The sequence below is a fragment of the Actinomadura rifamycini DSM 43936 genome (genome assembly GCF_000425065.1).
In the GTDB taxonomy this organism is placed as follows: domain Bacteria; phylum Actinomycetota; class Actinomycetes; order Streptosporangiales; family Streptosporangiaceae; genus Spirillospora; species Spirillospora rifamycini.
Window position 1 is genome coordinate 104,295 of the sequence record NZ_KE384300.1, and the last position, 19,982, is coordinate 124,276.

20 protein-coding genes are annotated in these 19,982 nt (G+C 73.8%); 17 read left to right on the plus strand and 3 right to left on the minus strand.

Annotation, left to right across the window (positions count from 1 at the left end; translation table 11 throughout):
• Positions 1-39 precede the first annotated feature (39 nt).
• Positions 40-486 carry a hypothetical protein gene (locus H505_RS0133870; RefSeq protein ID WP_026405481.1) on the minus strand — a complete coding sequence of 149 codons (447 nt, stop codon included), beginning with the start codon at positions 484-486 and terminating at the stop codon, positions 40-42.
• 91 nt (positions 487-577) lie between these two features.
• Positions 578-1,555, minus strand: a complete 978-nt coding sequence (locus H505_RS52190; RefSeq protein WP_233617542.1) for a ferritin-like domain-containing protein — start codon at positions 1,553-1,555, stop codon at positions 578-580.
• Between the two features lie 235 nt (positions 1,556-1,790).
• Between H505_RS52190 and rimP the strand changes: the two genes are divergently transcribed.
• The 17 genes from rimP (at position 1,791) to H505_RS0133965 (ending at position 19,252) form a co-directional block, all read left to right on the plus strand.
• Entirely contained in the window at positions 1,791-2,486 is a 696-nt protein-coding gene (rimP, locus tag H505_RS48340) for a ribosome maturation factor RimP (protein ID WP_084551137.1), read from the plus strand.
• A gap of 13 nt (positions 2,487-2,499) precedes the next feature.
• Positions 2,500-3,630 (plus strand): transcription termination factor NusA, encoded by a 1,131-nt coding sequence (gene nusA, locus H505_RS0133890; RefSeq protein WP_026405482.1) that lies wholly within the window; start codon positions 2,500-2,502, stop codon positions 3,628-3,630.
• A gap of 28 nt (positions 3,631-3,658) precedes the next feature.
• Positions 3,659-3,919: a YlxR family protein gene (locus H505_RS0133895; protein WP_026405483.1), complete on the plus strand. Its 261-nt coding sequence runs from the start codon at positions 3,659-3,661 to the stop codon at positions 3,917-3,919.
• Between the two features lie 140 nt (positions 3,920-4,059).
• Positions 4,060-7,092, plus strand: a complete 3,033-nt coding sequence (infB, locus tag H505_RS46225; protein WP_034521252.1) for a translation initiation factor IF-2 — start codon at positions 4,060-4,062, stop codon at positions 7,090-7,092.
• Between the two features lie 314 nt (positions 7,093-7,406).
• Positions 7,407-7,703 (plus strand): DUF503 domain-containing protein, encoded by a 297-nt coding sequence (locus H505_RS0133905; RefSeq protein WP_026405485.1) that lies wholly within the window; start codon positions 7,407-7,409, stop codon positions 7,701-7,703.
• A 55-nt stretch (positions 7,704-7,758) separates the two neighbouring features.
• Positions 7,759-8,259, plus strand: coding sequence for a 30S ribosome-binding factor RbfA (gene rbfA, locus H505_RS0133910; protein ID WP_026405486.1), 501 nt, complete (start codon positions 7,759-7,761; stop codon positions 8,257-8,259).
• On the plus strand, positions 8,256-9,452 hold the full coding sequence (locus H505_RS46230) for a DHH family phosphoesterase (RefSeq protein ID WP_245592704.1): 1,197 nt from the start codon (positions 8,256-8,258) through the stop codon (positions 9,450-9,452). The genes rbfA and H505_RS46230 overlap by 4 nt, the downstream gene beginning before the upstream one ends.
• 59 nt (positions 9,453-9,511) lie before the next feature.
• Positions 9,512-10,384, plus strand: a complete 873-nt coding sequence (gene truB, locus H505_RS0133920; protein WP_026405487.1) for a tRNA pseudouridine(55) synthase TruB — start codon at positions 9,512-9,514, stop codon at positions 10,382-10,384.
• Between the two features lie 129 nt (positions 10,385-10,513).
• Entirely contained in the window at positions 10,514-11,194 is a 681-nt protein-coding gene (trhA, locus tag H505_RS0133925) for a PAQR family membrane homeostasis protein TrhA (protein WP_034521254.1), read from the plus strand.
• Positions 11,195-11,342: 148 nt separating this feature from the next.
• Positions 11,343-12,320, plus strand: coding sequence for a bifunctional riboflavin kinase/FAD synthetase (locus H505_RS0133930; protein WP_026405489.1), 978 nt, complete (start codon positions 11,343-11,345; stop codon positions 12,318-12,320).
• A gap of 229 nt (positions 12,321-12,549) precedes the next feature.
• Positions 12,550-12,819: a 30S ribosomal protein S15 gene (rpsO, locus tag H505_RS0133935; protein ID WP_026405490.1), complete on the plus strand. Its 270-nt coding sequence runs from the start codon at positions 12,550-12,552 to the stop codon at positions 12,817-12,819.
• Between the two features lie 345 nt (positions 12,820-13,164).
• Complete coding sequence (locus H505_RS0133940) at positions 13,165-15,480, plus strand: polyribonucleotide nucleotidyltransferase (protein ID WP_026405491.1); 2,316 nt, start codon at positions 13,165-13,167, stop codon at positions 15,478-15,480.
• A gap of 112 nt (positions 15,481-15,592) precedes the next feature.
• Complete coding sequence (locus tag H505_RS0133945; RefSeq protein WP_026405492.1) at positions 15,593-16,903, plus strand: M16 family metallopeptidase; 1,311 nt, start codon at positions 15,593-15,595, stop codon at positions 16,901-16,903.
• A 30-nt stretch (positions 16,904-16,933) separates the two neighbouring features.
• Positions 16,934-17,308: a phage holin family protein gene (locus tag H505_RS0133950; protein WP_026405493.1), complete on the plus strand. Its 375-nt coding sequence runs from the start codon at positions 16,934-16,936 to the stop codon at positions 17,306-17,308.
• 30 nt (positions 17,309-17,338) lie between these two features.
• On the plus strand, positions 17,339-18,076 hold the full coding sequence (dapB, locus tag H505_RS0133955) for a 4-hydroxy-tetrahydrodipicolinate reductase (protein ID WP_026405494.1): 738 nt from the start codon (positions 17,339-17,341) through the stop codon (positions 18,074-18,076).
• Entirely contained in the window at positions 18,076-18,615 is a 540-nt protein-coding gene (locus H505_RS0133960; protein ID WP_034521255.1) for a transglutaminase-like domain-containing protein, read from the plus strand. Before dapB ends, H505_RS0133960 begins: the two co-directional genes overlap by 1 nt.
• A gap of 40 nt (positions 18,616-18,655) precedes the next feature.
• A complete protein-coding gene (locus H505_RS0133965; RefSeq protein ID WP_026405495.1) occupies positions 18,656-19,252 on the plus strand; it encodes a Uma2 family endonuclease in 597 nt (198 codons plus the stop codon).
• A gap of 47 nt (positions 19,253-19,299) precedes the next feature.
• Here the strand turns inward: H505_RS0133965 and H505_RS0133970 are convergent, their stop codons facing one another.
• Positions 19,300-19,971 carry a hypothetical protein gene (locus tag H505_RS0133970; RefSeq protein WP_026405496.1) on the minus strand — a complete coding sequence of 224 codons (672 nt, stop codon included), beginning with the start codon at positions 19,969-19,971 and terminating at the stop codon, positions 19,300-19,302.
• Positions 19,972-19,982: the final 11 nt, after the last annotated feature.

The window sequence follows — 19,982 nt, forward strand, 5'->3', positions numbered from 1 at the left end:
GGGCGCAGACACGCCCCCGGGCCTCCCCGTCGGCGCCGGTCAGGCGGTCCCGATGCGGCGCCGCTTCGGACGCCCGCCGCGCGGACGGACCGACGGGAAGTCCGGCGCCTGGACGACGCGGCCCTCGACCGTCGGGACCTCCCCGGCGGTGTCGTCGGCGGTGTCGTCGGCGGGGTCGCCGCCGGGGCCGTCGGGCCGGACGTCGTCCCGCGCGGCGGCGCCCGGGGCGGGCAGCGCCGCGGGCCCGGCGGGCGGGGCCTCCGGCGGCTCCAGGTCGGGCAGGTGGCGCGACGCCGCGTTCAGCAGCTCGGCGACGCGGCTCTTCAGGCTCGCCAGGTCGGCGCGGGCCACGTCCGCCTGCGCCTGCGCGCGGCGGGCGTTGCGGCGGGCCTCGTCCCGCTCGGCGGCCAGCCGGTTCAGCTGCTCGTGGTAGGCGGCCCGCAGTTCGTCGAGAGCGCTCGCGGCGCCGTTGTGCGGAGTGGTCATGCTCGTCTGGGCTCCTCCCCCGAGTGGTCCAGTGGCACAGGATGCAACGCCCGTTCCGGGCCGGGTGGTTCCCCGAAGTGTGGAAGATCACTCACCGGTCGCCGGGGACGGGACGCGGCGCGAGCGCGGCGTCCGGCAGCCCCGGGAACGCGTCCGCCGGAGCGGCCGCCCCCGCCCGGGCCCGCCAGCGCGCGGCGCGGGCCGCCGCCCGCAGCGCCCCGTCGGCCGCGAAGACCCGCAGGTCGGGCGCCGACGCCCCCGCCAGCGCGACGTAGCCGGGGACGACGCCGTCCTCCAGCGCCGCCGCGAGCAGCGCCGCGCTGCGGACGTCCGTGATGCGCACCGGCAGCTCGTAGGCCGGCGCCGCGGCGACCGGGTCCGCGGTCATGACCGACAGCAGCGCGTCGCGCCGCGACCGGTGGCCGTCCCACATCTCCTTCGCGGTCGCGCGCAGCTCGCCGGCCAGCCGCCCGCCGAGCACGCCGTACCCGTACACGGCCGCGTGCTCGGCGGCCAGCACGTCCTGCAGCGCGGGCGCGCCGGACCGGCCCGGCACGGGCGCCGGGTCGCCCCCGGCCGTCCGCGCGTGCCCGGCCTCGCAGGCCGCGATGCTCGCCAGGAGCTGCGCGAGCCCCGGCTCGGCGTCCGCCGTGTCGGCGGCGCGCGCCGCGGCCGACTCGCCCTCCGCCCGGCGCAGCGCCGCGAGCGCCGCGTCGCGCCCGGACGGGACGGGCCGCGCGCCGGGCGGCGGGATCCGGCCGCCCTCGTGCCGCCGGTCGCCCGAACCGGGCACGTGGTGCGCCTTCAGCACCCGCAGGTGCTCGCGGTGCCGCGCCAGGACGGGATCGATCTCCCCGGCCAGGCCGGGGACCGCGGCGCGGGCCGCCTCGTACGTGGCGATGAGGTCCTGCTCGGCGGCGATGGCGCGCACCAGCGCGGGCATCCCGCGCACGGGCGCCGCGGCCTCGGCGGCGCACCCCGTCAGCGCCCCGGACAGCAGCGGCAGGGCGAGCGCGCCCCCGAGCAGCGCCCGGCGCCGCACGCCGCCGCGCGGTACGGCCTGAGGCAAGGGAGTCTCCTCACCGGATGGTGTGGGCGGTGACGCGCACGCAGACGTGCGCGCCGGGATGTGCAGGGGAGGCCCGCGGGGCCGGTCGCTCCGGGAGCCGGCGGCGGACCGCTACCAGCATTTCACATCCGCCGCGCCGGTGACCTGTCCGAAAGACCGCTGCGGTGTCCGGCTGTCGATAGTCTTGAAGGGTCAGCGGACACACGGTGACATCAGGACAACACGAGGAGGGGCCATGAGCGTCGAGTCCCGCGGAGGTCCGGCCCGCGGGGGCCGCCCCGGCAGGGGCCGCGCCCATGGGGACCGTGAGCGGAGCGGCCGGGACCGCCGCCCCGACCCCGCGGCGCGGCCGACCCGCGACGTCGCCGCCGCCGAGCTGCGGCACCTGCTCGAACCGGCCGTGACCGAGGCCGGGTTCGACCTCGAGGACATCGACGTCCGCCCGGCGGGCCGGCGCCGCCTCGTCAAGGTCGTCGTGGACGCCGACGGCGGCGTCGGGCTCGACGACATCGCGCGGCTCAGCGAGACGGTGTCCGCGCTGCTCGACGGCTCCGACGTCATGGGCGCCTCCCCGTACGTGCTCGAGGTGACCTCGCCCGGCGTCGACCGGCCCCTCACCGAGCCGCGGCACTGGCGCCGCGCCGTCGGCCGGCTGGTCGTCGCGCCGCTGGCGGAGGGCGGGCAGGTCGAGGGCCGGGTGGTCGCGGCCGACGACGAGGCCGTCGAGATCGAGGTCGCCGAGCCGCGCCGGAAGAAGGGAGCCGGCGCGGGGGGCGGCGGTACGTCCGCTGGGTCGAAGACCGCCGGGCCGGGCGCCCGGCGGCGCCGGTTCGGCCTCGGCGAGCTGGGGCGCGGCCGCGTCCAGGTGGAGTTCAAGGCTCCGCCGCCCGGGGCGGCCGAAGATTCGCGTTCACCGGCTGAGCCGGACTAGAGGGGGGAACCTCGTGGACATCGACATGACCGCCCTGCGGGGCCTGGAGAGCGAGAAGGACATCTCGCTCGACGTGGCCGTGAAGGCCATCGAAGACGCCCTGCTGATCGCCTACCACCGAACCGAGGGCGCGGCGCCCCGGGCGCGCGTCGAGCTGGACCGCACCACCGGGCACGTCACCGTCTGGGCCACCGAGACCGACGAGGAGGGCACCGCCCTCCGCGAGTACGACGACACCCCGACCGGGTTCGGGCGGATCGCCGCCACCACCGCGAAGCAGGTCATCCTGCAGCGGCTGCGCGACGCCGAGGACGAGCTGACGTTCGGCGAGTACGCGGGCCGCGAGGGCGACATCGTCAGCGGCATCATCCAGCAGGGCAAGGACCCGCGGAACGTGCTCGTCGACCTCGGCAAGATCGAGGCGGTGCTGCCGCCGCAGGAGCAGGTGCCGGGGGAGCGGTACGAGCACGGCGAGCGCCTGCGCGCCTACGTCGTCCAGGTCCGCAAGGGCCACCGCGGCCCGTCGGTGCAACTGTCGCGCACCCACCCCAACCTGGTGCGCAAGCTGTTCGCGCTGGAGGTCCCGGAGATCGCCGACGGGACGGTGGAGATCGCGGCGATCGCCCGCGAGGCCGGGCACCGCACCAAGATCGCGGTGCGCTCGCGCAAGCCGGGCGTGAACGCCAAGGGGGCCTGCATCGGCCCCGTCGGCGGGCGCGTCCGCAACGTGATGACCGAACTGCACGGCGAGAAGATCGACATCGTGGACTGGTCGGAGGACCCGGCCGAGTTCGTCGGGAATGCGCTGTCGCCGGCGCGCGTTTCGAGTGTCGAGGTCGTGGACGCGGACGCCCGGGTCGCCCGGGTGATCGTGCCCGACTACCAGCTTTCGCTGGCCATCGGCAAGGAAGGGCAGAACGCCCGGCTCGCGGCCCGGCTCACCGGCTGGCGGATCGACATCCGGTCCGACACCGAGCCCGTCGAGCCCGCCGGGGGCGCCGACCCCCGCGGGCCGGGACGGCCGCAACCGGACGATCGCGGCGACCGGCCGCAGACGCCCCCCAAGGCCGCCGGGACCGGCGGATCCGGATCTTCTACGTCAGGAGACCATGCGACAGGTCCCGCCGACGCCTCGGCGCGGTAGACTCTTGAAAAGCGGCCGGGCTGCCCCCATGCGCACGTGTGTGGGCTGTCGGGTCCGCACGGCCAAGTCCGACCTGCTCCGCCTGGTGGTGGTCGAGGGCGTGATCGTCCCCGATCCGCGCGGGCGGATGCCGGGGCGGGGCGCGCATCTGCACCCCGATCCGGGATGCCTCGAGCTCGCAGAGCGACGTCGGGCGTTCCCCAGGGCGTTCCGCCTTCAGGGGCCGCTCGACGCCGATGTGCTGCGGGCGCGGGTTGCGGAGCGGGCCGCGCGGCAGCAGGATGGCTGAACGTAATGGCCGAACGGTAAGCGACGTCTAGTCGGGAAGCAGGTCGAGATTGCTATGAGCGCTCGATGAGCACGCCGCGATGAGTACGGCAAGTTAGCGACGGTCCGGTGGCCGCACCCCCGGACCGAGTAGGGAGTGCAGTGGCCAAGGTCCGGGTATACGAGCTCGCCAAGGAGTTCGGAGTAGAGAGCAAGGTCGTCATGGCCAAGCTCCAGGAGATGGGCGAGTTCGTCCGTTCGGCGTCCTCCACGATCGAGGCGCCGGTCGTACGCAGGCTTACCGAAGCCTTCCAGAACGGTTCCTCCAAGCAGGGGGACAGGCGCGCCGCACCGAAGAAGCCTTCGGGGCAGCCGCGTCCGTCCGCGCCGCGTCCGGGTCCGCCCGCCGGCGACGGACGTTCCCAGGGTCCGCGTCCGGGCCCCCGTCCGGGCCCCGGTGGTCCCGGCGGCCAGGGCGCGCAGCGCCCGTCCGCGCCGAAGCCCGGCCCCGCCGGCGCCGGTGCGCCGAAGCCGGGCCCGCGCCCGCCGGTCCCGCCGGCGCCGACCCAGCAGGTCCCCGGCCGGCAGGCTCCGGGGCAGCAGGCTCCGGGCCAGCAGGTGCCGCCCCCGGCCGCCGCGCAGGGCCCGAGCGCCCCGCCGGCCGGTGAGCGCACCGACCGCGGCGAGCGGCCCGGCGGCCAGGGCGGCGGACGCCCGGCCGGCGGCCCGAAGCCGGGTCCCCGCGCGCCCAAGCCGGGCCCGCGTCCCGGCCCCCGCCCCGCGGGCGGCGGCCGCGGCCCCGGCGGTCCGCGTCCGGGCAACAACCCGTTCAGTTCCAACGCCAGCGGCATGGGCCAGGCGCCCAAGCCGGGCCCGCGTCCCGGCCCGCGGCCGGGCGGCGACCGTCCCGCCCGGGACGGCGGTCCGGCGGGCGGCCCCCGTCCGGGCCCGCGTCCCGGCGGCGCCCCCGGCGCCGGCGGCCCGCGCCCGAACCCGGGCAGCATGCCGCCCCGTCCGGGCGGCCCGCGGCCCAGCCCGATGAACATGCCGTCCTCGCGTCCCGCGGCCCCCGGTCGCGGCGGCCCCGGCGGCGGTCGTCCCGGCGGCGGCGGACGCCCCGGCGGCGGCGGTCGTCCCGGTGGCGGCGGCGGCGGTCGTCCGGGCGGCGGCTTCGGCGGTCCGCGCGGCGCCGGCGGCGGTGGCGGCGGTCGTCCGGGCGGCGGCTTCGGCCCCCGGCCCGGCGGCGGCGGTCGCGGTCGCGGCGGCACGCAGGGCGCGTTCGGCCGTCCCGGCGGACGTCCCGCACGCGGGCGCAAGTCGAAGCGGGCGCGTCGTCAAGAGTTCGAGAACATGCAGGCGCCCGCCGTCGGCGGCGTCTCGGCCCCGCGCGGCAACGGCAAGACCATCCGGCTGCCGCAGGGCGCCTCGCTGACCGACTTCGCCGAGAAGATCGGCGCCAACCCGGCGTCGCTCGTCGCGATCATGATGCACCTCGGCAAGATGGTCACCGCGACGCAGTCCGTCGACCCCGACGACCTGCAGGCGCTCGGGCTCGAGCTGGACTTCGACGTCCAGGTCGTCAGCCCCGAGGACGAGGACCGCGCGCTGCTCGAGTCGTTCGACATCGAGTACGGCGAGGACGAGGGCGGCGAGGAGCACCTCCAGGCGCGTCCGCCCGTGGTCACCGTCATGGGCCACGTCGACCACGGTAAGACGAAGCTGCTGGACGCCGTCCGGCACGCCAACGTGCAGGCGGGCGAGGCCGGCGGCATCACCCAGCACATCGGCGCCTACCAGGTCGAGACCGAGGTCGACGGCGAAGAGCGCAAGATCACCTTCATCGACACCCCGGGTCACGAGGCGTTCACCGCCATGCGTGCCCGCGGTGCCGACACCACCGACCTGGTGGTGCTGGTGGTCGCCGCGGACGACGGCGTCAAGCCGCAGACGACCGAGGCGATCGACCACGCCACCGCGGCCGGGGTGCCGATCGTGGTCGCGGTCAACAAGATCGACGTCGAGGGCGCCGACCCGAACAAGGTGCGGGCGCAGCTCACCGAGTACGGCCTGGTCGCCGAGGAGTTCGGCGGGCAGACCATGTTCGTCGACGTGTCCGCCAAGCAGGGCACGAACATCGACGGGCTGCTCGAGGCGATCATCCTGGCCGCCGACGCCGAGCTCGAGTTGAAGGCCAACCCCGACATGCCCGCCCAGGGCTCGGCCATCGAGGCCCACCTGGACAAGGGCCGGGGCGCCGTGGCGACCGTGCTGGTGCAGCGCGGCACGCTCCGGGTCGGCGACTCGATCGTCTGCGGCGTGGCCAACGGCCGCGTCCGGGCGATGCTCGACGAGAACGGCAACAACGTCGAGGAGGCGGGCCCGTCCCGTCCGGTGCTGGTGCTCGGCCTCGCCGCCGTGCCCGGCGCGGGCGACAACTTCCTGGTCGTCGACGACGACCGGGTGGCCCGGCAGATCGCCGACAAGCGCGTCGCGCGCAAGCGCAACGCCGAACTGCTGCGCAGCCGCAAGAGCAGCTCCCTCGAGGAACTGTTCAAGGACTTCCAGCAGGGCAAGCGGGAAGAGCTGCTGCTCATCCTCAAGGGCGACGTGTCCGGTTCGGTCGAAGCGCTGGAGGACTCGCTCCTCAAGATCGACGTGGGCGACGAGGTCAGCCTGCGGATCATCCGCCGCGGCGTCGGCGCGATCACGCAGGACGACGTCAACCTGTCGCTGGCGTCCGAGGAGGGCGCGGTCATCATCGGCTTCAACGTGCGGCCCGAGCGGAACGCACAGGAGATCGCCGACCGCGAAGGCGTCGACATCCGGTACTACTCGGTCATCTACCAGGCGATCGAGGAGATCGAGGCGGCCCTCAAGGGCATGCTCAAGCCGGAGTTCGAGGAGGTCCAGCTCGGCACCGCGGAGATCCGCGAGATCTTCAAGGTGCCGCGGATCGGCAACGTCGCCGGTTCGATGGTCACCTCCGGCCACATCCAGCGGAACGCGAAGGCCCGCCTCGTCCGCGACGGCGTGGTCGTCGCCGACAACCTCACGGTGTCGTCGCTGCGCCGCTTCAAGGAAGACGCCACCGAGGTCCGCGAGGGCTTCGAGTGCGGTATCGGCGTGGGCTTCAACGACATCAAGCTCGGTGACGTCATCGAGTGCTTCGAGATGCGGGAGAAGCCCCGCGACTGAGGCGCCCGGCGGCGTCCGCAGCCGAACGGCCGGCCGCCCGTCCGGACCCGCGGGTCCGGACGGGCGGCCGTCCCCGGCTCGGCCACCGTTCGAGGGGCTCGCCCCGGCCGCGGCGTGCGCTCGCCGGCGGGGTGAGTGGAATGTGACGGTCCGGGGCGCTCGACGGAAAAACGGTGACATGGCGCCAGGCTCATCTCATAGCCTGGCGTCTGTCATTCCCGGTCCCGCCGCCGCCGCAGGCGGAGGCCGGCCCGGGAACACGGCGGCCGATCGCCGTCGTTTCACTTTTGAGAGATCCCGAGGTGATCGATCAGGTGTACGTGGGTGCACTGACACTCGACCTGCTGCTGGGGGACGTCCGGTCGCTGAAGCAGAAGCGGTCCGTGGTCCGGCCCATCATCGCCGAGGTGCGCAAGCACTTCCCGGGTGTGGCCGTGGCCGAGACCGGCGACAACGACCTGTACCGCCGCGCGGAGATCGGGATCGCCGTGGTCTCGGGCACCGCGGCCAACTGCTCCCAGGTGCTCGAGCAGTGCGAGCGCCTGGTGTTCGGGCGGCCGGAGATCGAGCTGCTGTCGGCCAGGCAGCGGCTCTTCAATGACGAGGACTGAACCGGTCGGCGGCCGGGACACGGCCCTCGCCGGACCATAGAAAGGGAGTGCGATCATGGTGGACGCAGCTCGGGCGCGCAAGCTCGCCGACCGCATCCAGCAGATCGTCGCCGAGATGCTGGAACGGCGGATCAAGGATCCGCGGCTCGGCTTCGTGACCGTGACGGACACCCGCATCACCAACGACCTGCGCGACGCCACCGTGTACTACACGGTGTACGGGTCGGACGGCGAGCGCGCCGAGACGGCCGCCGCGCTGGAGAGCGCCAAGGGCGTGATCCGCTCGGAGGTGGGCAAGAAGACGGGGATCCGGCACACGCCGAGCATCACCTTCGTCATGGACTCCCTGATGGAGAACGCCGCCCACATCGACGACCTGCTGGCGAAGGCGCGCGCGCGGGACGCCGAGGTCGCGCGGGCCGCGCAGGGCGCCGCGCACGCCGGTGACGCCAACCCGTACCGCGAGCCCGCCGCCGACGGCGATCCGGACGACGAGTTCGACGACGAGCCCGGGTCCGACGGCGAGGACGGCTCGTCCCGGCGCTCGCCGTCGTGAGCGCCGCCGAGGACCGCGCGGTCGCACCGGCGGCGTGGTCGCACGGATGGCCGTCGCGCGTCGCCGGCGGCTACCGGGCGGGCCACGGCGACGCCGGTCCCGGCCACGATCCGGTGCCCGGCGCCGGGAACGGCGCCGCCGCTTCCGCCGCCTCCGTCGCCTCCGCAGAGGCCGCCCCGGACGCCGGCGACGGCTCCGGCGGCCTCGAGTGGGAGAAGGCGCTCGAGCTGATCCGCGCGGCCGACGAGGTGGTGCTCGCCTGCCATGTCGTCCCGGACGGGGACGCGCTCGGATCCATGCTCGCGCTCGGGCAGGCGCTCCGCTCGCTCGGCAAGCGGTGCCTCGCGTCGTTCGGCGAGCCGTTCACCGTCCCCGGCATCCTGCGGTTCCTGCCCGGCCAGGAGCTGCTCGTGGAGCCCGGCCGGCTGCCGGCGTCGCCCCGGCTGATGGTCTCGCTGGACGCGGCGGGCCGCGCCCGGCTGGGGTCCCTCGCCGGGCACGCCGACCGGGCCGGGGCGCTGATCGTGGTCGACCACCACGCGTCCAACACGGGCTTCGGCGGGGTGCGGCTGGTCGACCCGGACGCCGCCGCGACGGCGGTGCTGGTCGAGGAGCTGATCCGGCGGCTCGGCGTCCCCCTCGACGGCGACATCGCCCAGAACCTGTACGCGGGGCTGGCGAGCGACACCGGCTCGTTCAAGTACCCGTGCACCACCCCCGAGGTGCACGATCTCGCCGGGCGGCTGCTCACCGCGGGCGTCCGTCCCGAGGCGGTCAGCCGCGAGCTGTGGGACCGGGCGCCGTTCGGCTACCTGCAGGTGCTCGCGGGCGCGCTGGCGCGGGCGCGGCTGGAGCGCGACGCCGCCGGCGGTCGGGGCCTGGTGTGGACGACGATCGCCCGGGCGGACCGGGACGCGCGCGACGTCCCCTACGATCAGCTCGAAGGCGTCATCGACCAGCTCCGCCGCACCGACGAGGCCGAGGTCGCGGTCGTGTGCAAGGAGAACGACGACGGCGACTGGTACGTGTCCATGCGCTCCAAGGGGGCGGTGGACGTCGGCCGCGCCTGCGTCGCGCTGGGCGGGGGCGGGCACCGGACCGCGGCCGCGTTCACGACGGCCGGCGAGCCCTCGGCCGTCATCGACCGGCTGCGCGGCGCGCTGCGCCCGCCCGGCGAGGCCGCCCCGTCCTGACCCTTCGGCCAAGCAGTCGGACCCGGCCGGGGACCCCCGGCCCTGGAATCGGAGCGCGCGTGGAGAACTCGGGGCTCGTCATCGTCGACAAGCCGGCGGACTGGACCTCGCACGACGTCGTCGGCCGCATGCGGCGGCTCGCGAAGACCCGCCGGGTCGGGCACGCGGGGACGCTCGACCCGATGGCGACGGGCGTCCTCGTGCTCGGCGTGGGGAAGGCGACCCGGCTGCTCGGGCACCTCGCCCTCACCGAGAAGGGCTACGACGCGACGATCCGGCTCGGGCAGTCGACCAACACCGACGACGCCGAGGGCGAGATCACCGCGTCGGCGTCCGCCGCCGCCGTGACCGACGAGGCGCTGCACGCGGGCGTCGCGGCGCTGACGGGGCGCATCGAGCAGGTGCCGCCGCAGGTCAGCGCGATCAAGGTGAACGGCGAGCGGGCCTACAAGATGGCCCGCAAGGGCGAGGAGGTCGAGCTGAAGGCCCGGCCGGTGACCGTGCACGGCTTCACCGTCACCGGTGTCCGCCGCGACGGCGACCTGATCGACGTCGACGCGTCGGTGGCGTGCTCGTCCGGCACCTACATCCGCGCGCTGGCCCGCGACCTCGGCGCGTCCCTCGGCTGCGGCGGGCACCTGACCCGGCTGCGCCGCACCCGCGTCGGCCCCTACGACCTCGGCATGGCCCGCACCCTGGACGCCCTGGCGGAGGACCTCGAGATCCTGCCGATGAACGAGGCGGTCGCCGCGGTGTTCCCGCGGCGGGACGTGTCGGCGGACGACGCCCGCAAGGTCGCGCACGGGGGGCGGCTCCCGGCGGCCGGGCTCGGCCCGGGGCCGGTCGGCGTGTTCGGACCGGACGGGACGCTGCTCGCGCTCGTCGAGGAGCAGGGGCGCGCGGCCAAACCGCTGGCGGTCTTCGTTCCCTGACGGGCCCGGCGCACGCCCCGCCCGTCCGTGTCGATCGTCACGCCGGGACACCGGTGCCAAACCAACCTACGGTGTCGTAACCTACGTAACCGTAAGTTGGTTGTGGCATGGTCAGAGCAGGAGGTGTCCATGGCGACGGCGACGAGCGGCCGCACCGGGAGCGCACCCGTCGATTCCCCCACGCGCCCGAGGCTTCGCGGCTGGCTGCACATCGGCGCGTTCCCGGCCGTCCTGGTCGCCGGGCTCGTGCTGGTCGCGCTCGGCCCGACGACGCAGGCCCGGCTGGCCTCGGCGGTGTACGTGGCGGCGTCCGGGATGCTGTTCGGCATCTCCGGCACCTACCACCGGCAGCGCTCGCACCGGGTCATCGAGGTGCTGCGCCGCTTCGACCACGCGAACATCTACCTGATCATCGCCGGGACGTACACGCCGTTCGCCGTCGTGGCCCTGGACGGCGGTGCCCGCGTCGGGGTCCTGGCCACCGTGTGGACGGGCGCGATCGCCGGCGTCGTGTTCCGGACGGTCTGGATCGGCGCCCCCCGCGCCCTCTACGTCACCCTGTACATCGTCCTGGGCTGGGTCGCGGTGTTCTTCATGCCGCAGTTCCTGGACGGCGCGGGCGTCGCGGCGTGCGTCCTCGTCGCGATCGGCGGCATCTGCTACAGCCTGGGCGGCGTCGTGTACGGGCTGCGCCGCCCCGACCCGTCCCCGAGCTGGTTCGGGTTCCATGAGGTGTTCCACACGTTCACGCTCGTGGCGTACGTCCTCCAGTACATCGCGGTTTCGCTGGTCGTGTACCAGTCCGGCTGACCCGCGCCAGGCGCGTCCCGGACGCGTTCGCCCGCGTTAGGGCGCCCCTCCCACGACGTCGGCCCGGGGCGCATGGCACCCTTTATGGCGACGGCAAGAACCGGGCAGACGAGAACCGGACGGATACGTCCTACGCAGGGAGAGCATGGTGCGGCGCTGGCATGGCCTCGACGAGGTACCCGCCGACTGGGGCCGTTCGGTGGTCACCATCGGCGTGTTCGACGGTGTGCACCGCGGGCATCAGCGGATCGTCGGCGCCGCCGCCGAGGAGGCCCGGCGGCGCGGGCTGCGCTCCGTGGTGATCACCTTCGACCCGCATCCGGACGAGGTCGTGCGGCCCGGCACCCACCCGCCGCTGCTGGCCACCACCGGCCGCCGCATCGAGCTGCTCGGGGGCCTCGGCACCGATGCGGTCGTGGTGGTCGCGTTCACGCTCGACCTGTCGAAGACGCCGCCGGACGAGTTCGTCCGGCAGGTCCTCGTCGACCGGCTGCACGCGGCGCACGTCATCGTCGGCGAGGACTTCCGGTTCGGGCACAAGGCCAAGGGCGACATCGCCCTGCTGCAGGAGCTCGGCGGCAAGTACGACTTCACCGCCGAGGGCGTCCCGCTGGTGGCGGACGGCGACACCATCTCCTCGACCTCCATCCGGGAGCGGCTGGGGGCGGGCGACGTCGAGGCCGCCGCCGAGGCGCTCGGCCGGCCGCACCGGGTCGAGGGCGTCGTCGTGCGCGGCCACCGCCGCGGGCGGGCGCTCGGCTTCCCGACCGCGAACCTGGAGACGCTGCCCAACACCGCGATCCCCGCCGACGGCGTCTACGGCGGCTGGCTGGTCTGCGACTCCGACCGCTACCCGGGCTTCCGGTGGCCCGCCGCGATCTCCATCGGGACGAACCCGACGTTCGAGGGCGCGGGGGAGCGGACGGTCGAGGCGTACGCGCTCGACCGCGACGACCTCGACCTGTACGGCGAGCACATGGGCGTCGACTTCGTCGCCCGCATCCGGGACACGCTCAAGTTCGACTCGGTCGACGCGCTCGTCGAGGAGATGCGCCGGGACGCCGACCGGGCCCGGGAGATCACCGCGGCCGCGCCCGGCGAGGAGCCCGGGACGCCCGCCGGGTGACGTCCCGCGCGGGGCCGGTCGCGCGCCGCACCCTCCGTGATCAGGGGGGACCCGGACCGTGACGGTGCGTCGTCCCGGCATGGTACGGTGAAGAATCGCCGGGATGGGCCCCGGCGCGGCTGGCTGCACCCTCATGCGGCTCGCCACATCTCTCAATGACGCACCATGCGGACCCGTTCGCCCGCTTCCGGGCCGGGATCTGCGGGTGACGACCTTACGAAGGAGCCACGTGTCGCTCGACACCGCCACGAAGAAGCAGATCATCGCCGAGTACGCGACCACTGAGGGTGACACCGGGTCTCCGGAGGTCCAGGTCGCGCTGCTGACCCGGCGCATCACCGATCTGACCGAGCACCTCAAGGAGCACAAGCACGACCACCACAGCCGCCGCGGCCTCCTGCTGCTGGTCGGCCAGCGGCGTCGGCTCCTGAAGTACCTCGCCAACAAGGACATCAACCGCTACCGGAAGCTGATCGAGCGCCTCGGTCTGCGCCGCTAGCGGTGTGAGGGAGTGGCCATCGGGCCACTCCCTTCCTTTATCGGCCGGGTGAAGCCGTGCAGGCCCCCCGGCCCGGCCGGGGTCGGGCGGACGGCCCGCCCCGGCGCAGCCCGCGCCGTCCGGCCCACCGGCCGGACCGGCCGGACAACCGAAGAGAAGACCCTCGCGGACACCGCTGGTGCGGGCCGGTCCTCGGTAGTGGCTTCCGGATCCGATCCGCCCGCGTCGGCGGGCACGGGATCCGGGTGCTTCGATCGAAGACCGGCAGCGTGACAAGCCACGGGAAACGGCCGCGAGGTCCGATACCGGAACCTGAGGAGGTTTCCCGTGACAGAAGCCGTGCGCATCGACGGAGCGCAGAGCACCGAGGCCGTGATCGACAACGGCACGTTCGGCACCCGCACCATCCGCTTCGAGACCGGCCGGCTGGCCCGCCAGGCCGCCGGCTCGGCCGTCGCCTACCTCGACGACGAGACCATGGTCCTGTCGGCGACCACCGCGTCGAAGAAGCCCAAGGACAACCTGGACTTCTTCCCGCTGACCGTGGACGTCGAGGAGCGGATGTACGCGGCCGGGCGCATCCCCGGCTCGTTCTTCCGCCGCGAGGGCCGTCCGTCCGAGGACGCGATCCTGACCTGCCGGCTCATCGACCGGCCGCTGCGGCCGTCCTTCACCAAGGGCCTGCGCAACGAGATCCAGGTCGTCGAGACGATCATGGCGCTGCACCCCGATCACCTGTACGACGTCGTGGCCATCAACGCCGCCTCGATGTCCACCCAGCTGGCCGGGCTGCCGTTCTCCGGCCCGATCGGCGGCGTCCGCGTCGCGCTGATCGACGGCCAGTGGGTCGGGTTCCCCACCCACCCCGAGCTCGAGCGCGCCACGTTCGACATGGTCGTCGCCGGCCGCGTCCTCGAGGACGGCGACGTCGCGATCATGATGGTCGAGGCCGAGTCGACCCGCGACACCCTCAAGCTCGTCGGCGACGGCGCCGTCGCCCCGACCGAGGAGACCGTCGCCGAGGGCCTCGAGGCCGCCAAGCCGTTCATCAAGGTGCTGTGCCGCGCGCAGAGCGACCTCGCCGCCGTCGCCGCCAAGCCGACCACCGAGTACCCCGTCTTCCTGGACTACCAGGACGACGTCCTCGAGGCCGTCACCGAGGCCGTCGGTGGCGACCTCGCGCAGGCGCTCACCATCGCCGGCAAGCAGGAGCGCGAGACCCGCCTCGACGAGATCAAGGCGGCCGCCGCCGAGAAGCTCGCCGAGCGGTTCGAGGGCCGCGAGAAGGAGATCTCCGCCGCGTTCCGCGCCGTCACCAAGAAGCTCGTCCGCGAGCGCGTCGTCCGGGACGGGCTGCGCATCGACGGCCGCGGCGCCAAGGACATCCGCCAGCTCACCGCCGAGGCGCACGTCGTCCCGCGGGTGCACGGCTCGGCGATCTTCGAGCGCGGCGAGACGCAGATCCTCGGCGTGACCACGCTCAACATGCTCCGCATGGAGCAGATGATCGACACGCTCAACCCCGAGCGCACCAAGCGCTACATGCACAACTACAACTTCCCGCCCTACTCCACCGGTGAGACCGGCCGGGTGGGCTCGCCGAAGCGGCGCGAGATCGGGCACGGCGCCCTCGCCGAGCGCGCCCTGATCCCGGTCCTGCCGACCCGCGAGGAGTTCCCCTACGCGATCCGGCAGGTGTCGGAGGCCCTCGGCTCCAACGGCTCCACCTCGATGGGCTCGGTCTGCGCGTCCACGATGTCGCTGCTGGACGCCGGCGTCCCGCTCAAGCAGATGGTCGCGGGCATCGCGATGGGCCTGATCCACGAGGGCGGCGAGTACGTCACCCTCACCGACATCCTCGGCGCCGAGGACGCTTTCGGCGACATGGACTTCAAGGTCGCCGGCACCCGCGATGTGATCACCGCGCTGCAGCTCGACACCAAGCTCGACGGCATCCCCGCCTCGGTGCTGGCCGCCGCGCTGAAGCAGGCCAAGGGCGCCCGCCTGGCGATCCTCGACGTGATGCAGGAGGCCATCGAGGCGCCCGCCGAGATGAGCCCGAACGCGCCGCGGATCATCACCATCAAGGTCCCGGTCGACAAGATCGGCGAGGTCATCGGCCCCAAGGGCAAGATGATCAACTCGATCCAGGACGACACCGGCGCCGACATCACCATCGAGGACGACGGCACGATCTACGTCGGCGCCACCGACGGCCCGTCCGCCGAGGCCGCGCGGCAGGCGATCAACTCGATCGCCAACCCGCACATGCCCGAGGTCGGCGAGCGGTTCCTCGGCACCGTCGTCAAGACGACCACGTTCGGCGCGTTCGTGTCGCTGCTGCCCGGCAAGGACGGCCTGCTGCACGTCTCGCAGATCCGCAAGCTGCACGGCGGCGCCCGGATCGAGAACGTCGAGGACGTCATCGGCGTCGGCGAGAAGATCCAGGTCGAGGTCACCGAGATCGACCAGCGCGGCAAGCTGTCGCTGGTCCCGGTCGACGTGATCGAGCGGGAGTCCGCGGAGAAGGCCGACGGCGGCGACGACGGGGCCGCCGAGGCGACCACGGAGGCCGGCGACGGCGACTCCGGCGAGCGCCGCGCCCCGCGCCGCCGCCGCACCCGCCGCGGCGGCGACGACGCGGGCCAGCGCAACTCCTGACCGCGCACGACGGCCGACCGGCCCGCCCGCCCGGGGCGGGCCGGTCGGCCGCTTTCCGGCCCGGCGCCCGCCGGCCCGGGACAGCGACCAGCAACCGGAGGGTGAGCCAGCCGTGACGCTGCCGGCCCGGGCGCAGGAGCCCGGAACCACCACCACGATCCACGCCGACGGCGCCGGCGAGGTCCGCCGCACCGTCCTGCCCGGCGGGCTGCGCGTCATCACCGAGCGGATGCCGACCGTCCGGTCCGCGGCGTTCGGCATCTGGGCGTCCGTCGGGTCCCGCGACGAGGAGCCCGCCGACGCCGGCGCCTCCCACTACCTCGAGCACGTCCTGTTCAAGGGCACCGAGCGGCGCTCCGCGCTGGAGATCTCCGCGGCGATCGACGCGGTCGGGGGCGACCTCAACGCGTTCACCGCCAAGGAGTACACCTGCTACTACGCGCGGGTGCTGGACGCCGACCTGCCGCTCGCCGTCGACGTCGTGTCCGACATGGTCGCGGCGTCGGTGAACCGCCCCGAGGACGTCGAGGCCGAGCGCGGCGTCATCCTCGAAGAGATCCACATGCGGGACGACGACCCCGGCGACCTCGTCCACGACGAGTTCGCCACCGCCCTGTTCGGCGACACGCCCCTCGGCCGCCCCATCCTCGGCACCGAGGAGTCGATCAACGCGCTGTCGCGGGACCGCATCCACGGCTACTACCGCGACCGGTACGTCCCGCAGAACCTCGTGGTGTCCGTCGCGGGCAACGTCGACCACGACCGCGTGGTCGGGCTCGTCGCCGAGGCGTTCGCCGGGCGCCTCACCGGCGACGCCGCCCCCGCCGGGCCCCGCCTCGACGGCCCGGCCGTGACCGCCGACCCGCGCACGGTCGTCCTCGACAAGGACACCGAGCAGGCCCACATCATCCTCGGCGGCCTCGGCGTGCCCCGCACCGACGACCGCAGGTTCGCCCTGGGCGTCCTCAACGCGGCGCTCGGCGGCGGCATGTCGTCCCGCCTCTTCCAGGAGGTCCGGGAGAAGCGCGGTCTCGCCTACTCGGTCTACAGCTACACCGCGCAGTACGCCGACTCCGGCATCTTCGGCGTCTACGCGGGCTGCCAGCCGTCCAAGGCCGAGGAGGTCCTGCAGATCTGCCGCGACGAGGTCGCCCGCGCCGGCGACCTCACCGCCGAGGAGCTCGAACGCGGCAAGGGGCAGCTGCGCGGCGCCATGGTCCTCGGCCTCGAGGACACCGGCTCCCGGATGAGCCGCATCGCCAAGAGCGAGCTGGTATACGAGTCGCTGATGCCCGTCGACGAGGTCCTCGCCCGCGTCGAGGCCGTCACCCTCGACGACGTCCGCGCGGTCGCCGCGGACGTCCTCGGCGCGCCGCAGGCCCTCACCGTCATCGGGCCCGTGGGGGACGGCTTCGGCAGTTAACCGCCCGGCCCGCCGGGTAGGGGGTGCCACGTGAAGATCCTCATCAGAGTGGTCATCGCCGCGGTGGCGCTGTGGGTGGCGTCCGCGGTGGTGGACGGCATCGACCTGGAGGGCGGCGATACCGGCGAGGAGGCGCTCACCCTGCTGGTGGTCGCCGCCGTTTTCGGCGTCATCAACGCCGTGCTGAAGCCGATCATCAAGGTGCTGGGCTGCGCCTTCTACATCCTCACCCTCGGCCTGATCGCGCTCGTGGTGAACGCCGCGCTGCTCATGCTGACGAGCTGGGTCGCCGGCGAGATCGGCGTGCCGTTCCACGTCGAGTGGTTCTGGCCCGCGTTCTGGGGCGCCATCATCGTCGGGCTCGTCAGCTGGGTCCTCAACCTGTTCGTCGACGACGACCGGTAGGCTCGGGCCGACGCCGGACGGGAGGAACACGTGATCAAGGTCGGAGTGCTGGGCGCGCAGGGCCGGATGGGCGCGGAGGTGTGCCGCGCCGTGCAGGGGGCGGACGACATGGAGCTCGTCGCCACCGTGGACGTGGGGGACGCGCTCGACCCGCTCACGGCCGCCGAGGTCGTCGTGGACTTCACCCGCCCCGACGTCGTCATGGACAACCTCCGCTGGTGCGTGGAGCGCGGGCTGCACGCCGTCGTCGGCACCTCCGGCTTCGACCCGTCCCGCGTCGACACCGTGCGCTCCTGGCTGACCGACGCCTCCGCGGGCAACGTCCTCATCGCCCCGAACTTCGGCATCGGCGCCGTCCTGATGATGCACTTCGCGCAGAAGGCCGCCCCGCTGTTCGAGTCCGTCGAGATCATCGAGACGCACCACCCGAACAAGGTCGACGCGCCGAGCGGCACCGCGCACCGCACCGCCGAGCTGGTCGCCGCCGCGCGCGCCGAGGCCAAGGTCGGCCCGTCCCCGGACGCCACCACGTCCGAGCTCGACGGGGCCCGCGGCGCCGACGTCGACGGCGTCCGCGTCCACGCGGTCCGCATGTCCGGTGCCGTCGCGCACCAGGAGGTCGTCCTCGGCGGCCACGGGGAGCTGTTCACGATCCGCCACGACTCCATGAACCGCGAGTCGTTCATGCCGGGCGTCCTGCTCGCCGTCCGCCGCGTCCCGAACCTCGACCGCCTCACCATCGGCATCGAGTCCCTGCTCGGCCTCTGATGGAGTTCGCGGCCGACCCCTGGGACTACCTCGCCGCCTCCGACGCGATCGACATCGAGCACCCGCTCGTCCAGTCGATCGCCTCGGAGCTGCGCACCGGCGACGACATCGCGTACGCGCACGCCGCGTTCGACCACGTCCGCGACCGGGTCGCCCACTCGATGGACGCCGCCGACCCCCGCGTCCCCTGGCGGGCCTCCGACGTCCTCGAGCAGGGCGTCGGCCTCTGCTACGCGAAGTCGCACGCCTACGCGGCCCTGCTGCGCGCCGGCGGCATCCAGGCGGGCCTGTGCTACCAGACCGTCTCCGGCGTCCTGCACGGCCTCACCGCCGTCCTCGTGGACGACCGCTGGGTCCGCCTCGACCCCCGCGGCAACAACGCGACCGTCGACGTCCGCTTCTCGCCGTCCGAGGACCGCCTCGCCTACCCGGACGTCCCGGTGCACCCCACCGTCTACGCGACCCCGCACCCGACCGTCCTGCGCGCCCTCCGCTCCATGCGGACCCTCGACCCCGAAGCCCTCCCGACCGCGCTCTGACCACGCCCTTCAGTGACACACGCGGCCATAGGATGGGCCCATGAGCACGCTGCCGGAGTGGGTATCGGACCCGACCTCGCTGACCCTGGACGAGGAGCAGTACGACGCTCTCCCGGATCGAGTCCGGAAACTGATCGAGGTCGTCGACGGCAATATCATCCAGTGCCATTCCGGCTCCATCGAGCACAGCAACGTCGCTCGCAGGCTGGCGAACAAGCTTGAGGCGGCCAAGCCTGACGATCCCTGTATGGGGGTCGTCACGGATGTCGATATGCGCCTTGCGAAGCGCATCCGCAAAGGCGGCAAGTTCTCGTTCCGGCGTCCGGACGTCCTGGTTCACAAGTGCATTCCTCGCGGCACGCGGCTGTCCGCCGCCGATGCGCTCATGGCCGTGGAGGTGGTCTCGCCCGGGTCCGTGACCGCCGACACGATCGACAAGCTCGCCGAGTTCGCATTCGAAGGCATCCCGGTCTACCTGGTCGTTTTCCTGGACGGCGACCTCTTCGTCAAGGCCGTTCACGAGTATCGCCTCGACTGGGCCAATCGAATCTACCGCCTCGCCGAGATTCACGAAGACGAATTGGTCCTCGAAAAGCCGATCCGGGTGGCGATCCCCTTCAGCGCCCTGGACGATTGATCCCCTCGCCGCCCGAAGCCTTCCCGACCGCGCTCTGACCGCGCCCTTCAGCGCCCCGCGCGGAACGCGCCCGGGTGGGCCTTGTAGGAGATGTCGATCTCCCGGCGCCGCGGGTCGTCGTCCGGGGTCAGGATGTGGGTGAGGCAGGTGACGAGGACGGGGTGCCCCTTCGCGGCCCCCTTCCGGCGCGGCCCCAGGTCCGCGGCGGCGAAGAACTCGACGGCGGCCGCGGCGAACGCCGTCCGGCTCCCGGTCAGGCAGAGCGTGCGGGCGTGCGTGACGGGGCGCAGGTGGTCGCGGAAGTCCCGGCGGTGGCTGCGCTCGGCCCAGGCGCGGGCGTCCCGGGCCGTCCGCTCCCGGTCGACCCGGACGGTCATCGGGACACCGGGGCCGGTGAGCGTGCGGCGGAGCCCCGGCCAGCGGGTCACCGGGAAGGCCGATGAGTGGTGGAGGAGGAGCAGGTCGAGGCGGCCGCCGCACTGCTCCACGAACCCCTCGCAGCCCTCGATCGGCTCCCCGCCGCGCAGCGGGACGTGGACGATCGTTCGGCGGGAGGCGGCGGCGAAGGCGAACAGGGCGCCGAGCCGCGTCAGCCCGTCCCGGTCTCCGACGAGCCACCCGTACCGCTCGGGGTCCCCGAGGGCGGTGTGCGCCGGCGGCGTCCAGGGCCGGACGACCCGCCGCCCGTCCCGCTCGAACCGCCGCACCCGCACCCGCACCGCCCTACCGT

Bases quoted from the DNA above. Each gene is read 5' to 3' on its own strand.
- H505_RS0133965 (WP_026405495.1), top strand. From the start codon at position 18,656: ATGAGCACGCTGCCGGAGTGGGTATCGGACCCGACCTCGCTGACCCTG.
- rimP (WP_084551137.1), top strand. From the start codon at position 1,791: ATGAGCGTCGAGTCCCGCGGAGGTCCGGCCCGCGGGGGCCGCCCCGGC.
- H505_RS0133960 (WP_034521255.1), top strand. From the start codon at position 18,076: ATGGAGTTCGCGGCCGACCCCTGGGACTACCTCGCCGCCTCCGACGCG.
- H505_RS0133870 (WP_026405481.1), bottom strand. From the start codon at position 486: ATGACCACTCCGCACAACGGCGCCGCGAGCGCTCTCGACGAACTGCGG.
- trhA (WP_034521254.1), top strand. From the start codon at position 10,514: ATGGCGACGGCGACGAGCGGCCGCACCGGGAGCGCACCCGTCGATTCC.
- rbfA (WP_026405486.1), top strand. From the start codon at position 7,759: ATGGTGGACGCAGCTCGGGCGCGCAAGCTCGCCGACCGCATCCAGCAG.
- H505_RS0133895 (WP_026405483.1), top strand. From the start codon at position 3,659: ATGCGCACGTGTGTGGGCTGTCGGGTCCGCACGGCCAAGTCCGACCTG.